We start from the raw sequence: 214 nt of genomic DNA on the forward strand, positions 1-214 counted from the left end.
GCCGAACTCAAAATATCTCGAAATCATGGACGGAACAACAACGCTTGAAGGGAAGCCGCTTCTTTCAAAATTGTACGCTGCCGTGTTGGAGCATGTTGTGGTGCAACCAAGTGGCTTAACCGTCGATGATTTTAACAGCTTCCAAGAGTTGCAGGAGGTATGCGAAGCGGCACTGACCTTTCAACAGAGCGAATAAGGAATTGGCGACGCTTGG

1 protein-coding gene is annotated in these 214 nt (G+C 48.6%); it reads left to right on the plus strand.

Going from position 1 to position 214, the window contains the following annotated elements:
- On the plus strand, positions 1-196 hold a 196-nt coding region (locus V6260_RS19205), incomplete at its 5' end, for a hypothetical protein (protein WP_341595621.1).
- Positions 197-214: the final 18 nt, after the last annotated feature.

It is taken from the genome of Pseudoalteromonas aliena, assembly GCF_038155085.1.
Taxonomy (GTDB): domain Bacteria; phylum Pseudomonadota; class Gammaproteobacteria; order Enterobacterales; family Alteromonadaceae; genus Pseudoalteromonas; species Pseudoalteromonas aliena_A.